6 protein-coding genes are annotated in these 2,822 nt (G+C 45.5%); all 6 read left to right on the top strand.

Annotated elements, in window-relative coordinates; genetic code table 11:
* Positions 1-87 precede the first annotated feature (87 nt).
* The 6 genes from Q3O12_RS07770 (at position 88) to Q3O12_RS07745 (ending at position 2,779) form a co-directional block, all read left to right on the top strand.
* Positions 88-303, top strand: a complete 216-nt coding sequence (locus Q3O12_RS07770) for a hypothetical protein (protein WP_002246017.1) — start codon at positions 88-90, stop codon at positions 301-303.
* Positions 300-1,640: a replication initiation factor domain-containing protein gene (locus tag Q3O12_RS07765; protein WP_301669960.1), complete on the top strand. Its 1,341-nt coding sequence runs from the start codon at positions 300-302 to the stop codon at positions 1,638-1,640. Before Q3O12_RS07770 ends, Q3O12_RS07765 begins: the two co-directional genes overlap by 4 nt.
* A 20-nt stretch (positions 1,641-1,660) precedes the next feature.
* Positions 1,661-1,972: a hypothetical protein gene (locus Q3O12_RS07760; protein ID WP_301669959.1), complete on the top strand. Its 312-nt coding sequence runs from the start codon at positions 1,661-1,663 to the stop codon at positions 1,970-1,972.
* A 17-nt stretch (positions 1,973-1,989) separates the two neighbouring features.
* The gene (locus tag Q3O12_RS07755) at positions 1,990-2,193 is read left to right on the top strand and encodes a hypothetical protein (RefSeq protein WP_002246014.1); all 204 of its coding nucleotides are present in this window, start codon (positions 1,990-1,992) and stop codon (positions 2,191-2,193) included.
* An 81-nt stretch (positions 2,194-2,274) separates the two neighbouring features.
* Positions 2,275-2,493 (top strand): major capsid protein, encoded by a 219-nt coding sequence (locus tag Q3O12_RS07750; protein ID WP_301669958.1) that lies wholly within the window; start codon positions 2,275-2,277, stop codon positions 2,491-2,493.
* Between the two features lie 10 nt (positions 2,494-2,503).
* Positions 2,504-2,779: a hypothetical protein gene (locus tag Q3O12_RS07745; protein WP_301669957.1), complete on the top strand. Its 276-nt coding sequence runs from the start codon at positions 2,504-2,506 to the stop codon at positions 2,777-2,779.
* Positions 2,780-2,822 lie beyond the last annotated feature (43 nt).

Raw genomic sequence — 2,822 nt, 5'->3', positions numbered from 1 at the left:
TATCCTTATATATTGCACCCCATCAAGGGGCGCAAGTCTTTACAAACATCAAGCCCCTTTAACTCTAGCCAGTGAAGGGGCTTTCTTATGTGCATCGCTTTTTATACCGTTAATCCCGATCAATACGAATACGAAAAATCACGCGCCTACATTGTGCGCATTTTCGTAAATGACGAAATTGTCGAGACAACAGTATTTCCTATTACAAACCCGCAAAACACATATAAAACAAGGCAAGAAGCTGAAGAATACGGCCGTCTGACTGTCAAGGCTCTTATGGATAAGCAGGAGAAAACCGCATGAGAGCCGAAGACAGAGCAGAAACGGCGGGGGCGTGTGTGGGCGCGCCTTGCGCGCCGCAAACGGCCACGCCGTTGAATGCCCCCCCTAGGCTAATAGGGGGGGAGCAAAAAAACCCTAATCCACAAAGTGGGGAGCAAACCGAAAAAACCGATCAAGTCGAATTTGAATATTTTTCCCAATACGTAACCGACGGTAAAGGCCGTCTGATAGAAATTCCGCTAAGACGCGGCAGAGAAGACGGCGCATTCATCGACCAGATCACATTTACGATACATGAGGAATCCATACCCAAAGTAACCCAAAAAGCCTATGTAACAGATGCCGAGTACCTCGCAAAGTACAGCGAATTGCTGCAGGAAATTCTAGGTTTCGGCATCAGTGCAAAACTGCCCTACAAAGGCAAATTCTTCTATCAATCCTGTTATCAGCTCGGTCCGCAAAATGTTGAGTACGGCAAAGTCCACTACGGCGGCCAAAGAGAAACCATACTTGTAGAGCTGAACGGCACCGGCTGCACAGCAGCTAAACCCGGTTGGGAAAACAGGCTTTATGAATTTCTGCAAAAGTGTGTCCGGCCAAAAATAACAAGGGTTGACGTAGCACATGATTTTTTCAATGGAGAGTACACGCCCCATCAAGCTTTAACCGACCACGATAACGGCCTTTTTGATTGCCATAACGTCCGCCCGAAAAGCGAATGTAAAGGCGTTGCTTGGAGACACGAAGACGGCAGCGGCAAAAGCTTCTACATCGGCAAACGCGGAAACGCCAAATACACAAGGATTTACGAAAAAGGCAAACAGCTAGGCGATAAATCAAGCCCGTGGGTTCGATTTGAAACAGAGTTCAGAAACGGAGATATAGAAGTCCCCATAGACATACTGATTCATGCCGGTGCGTATCTTGGCGGAGCGTATCCCGTCTGTGAACAGATATTCAAATGCGAAGCCAAGCGCATGGATTCGACGGTTAAAGAGGTCAATCTCACGTTTGAACACAAACAATTTTACGCAAGGCAGCAAGTCGGCAAATGGGTCAATTTTTTAAAAGACATCGGTTGGACGGCTGAAGATATCGTCAAAGACCTAACTAATGGCGTTGAAGGCTATCCCAAAGGTCTCCAGCCCGAAGAATACGACAGCAGCAAAGCCAGTGTTTTTTATATCCATGATGAGCAAAAAGCCATAAACGCCCTGAATATCGAAGTCTTAGAGTTTGAATTAAATCAGGAAAAGCAATACGAGTATCCGCAAGATAGGCAGAAACAGCATGAGCGCGATTACGACAAAGAGCAGTATCAAATATCAGACCAGTTAGAAGACTGGAAATATCTATAAATCAAAGAAAGGAAATACCCATGTTTGATCAATTACAAGTAACCACCTATCCCGCCACGCTCCTGGGCGCAAAACAGTTCAAAGGTGAGATTGACGGCAACAAAATCGATACCTGTACCGTACTGGTAGTCAGCCCCATGCCCGCCAACGGCAACAGCGTAGGTTTTACTGCTGCCAGCATGAAATTTGGAGAAAGCCACAATTTCGATCGGCTGAAAAACCTCAAATTCCCCTGCTCCGTAAATGTAACCGTCGCAATGGAATCTACCGGCAAAGGCTTAGTACCCAAGCTGCTTGATTTTGAAGTGAAAGGCGCGTCGACCAAAGCCTAAGGCAGAAAGTCCAGAATATGAGCAGGTATCAGCAAAAATTTATCGTTCAGGAACTGGAAAACTATGAATTCATCTTCCCCGATCAGTTCGGCGATATTGGATTTACCCAAAATCTGAAAGAAGCCGGACAGTATGAAAACTATGAAGACGCATTCAATGCCGGATTAGAAGAGATTGGCGGACATTTTCAGATTTTCAGCTTCTACATCAGAGAAGAATAAAAGTTAACAGGCTTGGCGGGCGGTCTGTAAAACCTTCACAAAGCCCGCGAAACCATTTTTTAACCAACTAAGGAAAACATCATGAAAATCATGAATAACCTGAAAAAATACGGCGCGAAAATCGCCGCTTTCGCAGCTGCTCCGTTCGCACTGGCAGCCAACACCTATGCAGCATTGCCCGAAACTGCAAAACAATCATTAGAAGGCGCAAAAGCTGACGGTCTGGAAGCCGGTTGGATCGTTATCGGCGTATTCGCTGCACTGTTTGTGATCGCGATTGTAAAACGTGTAATGCGATAAGGTCGGCAAAATGTACTACCAAGTTGGAAATCAGTGTTTAGAGCAGCATCAGGCCGAAAACGTCTATTTCAGCTTGGTAGTACCTAAAATAACTGAAGACGGGAAAATCATAAAACCCGAATACAACGGCAAAGATTGGAAAATAGACGGCCAAATCATCAAGGCCGATTTACCTAAATGCGACCCGTCCGAAAACCTGAAAGACGGCATGTATATAGGCTGGTTGATTTTCGGAATCGCGGCATCCGTCTATTTCGTAACCGTGATTAAAAGGCTCTTGAGATGATGGATTTCTATTTCTATGTCGGTCTTTCCGTTCCGATCATCAT

Origin of the sequence: Neisseria benedictiae, from assembly GCF_958267435.1 — a bacterium.
Lineage (GTDB): Bacteria > Pseudomonadota > Gammaproteobacteria > Burkholderiales > Neisseriaceae > Neisseria > Neisseria bergeri.
The sequence above is the reverse complement of the archived record's forward strand: the minus strand, read 5'-3'. Positions and strand labels throughout refer to the sequence as shown.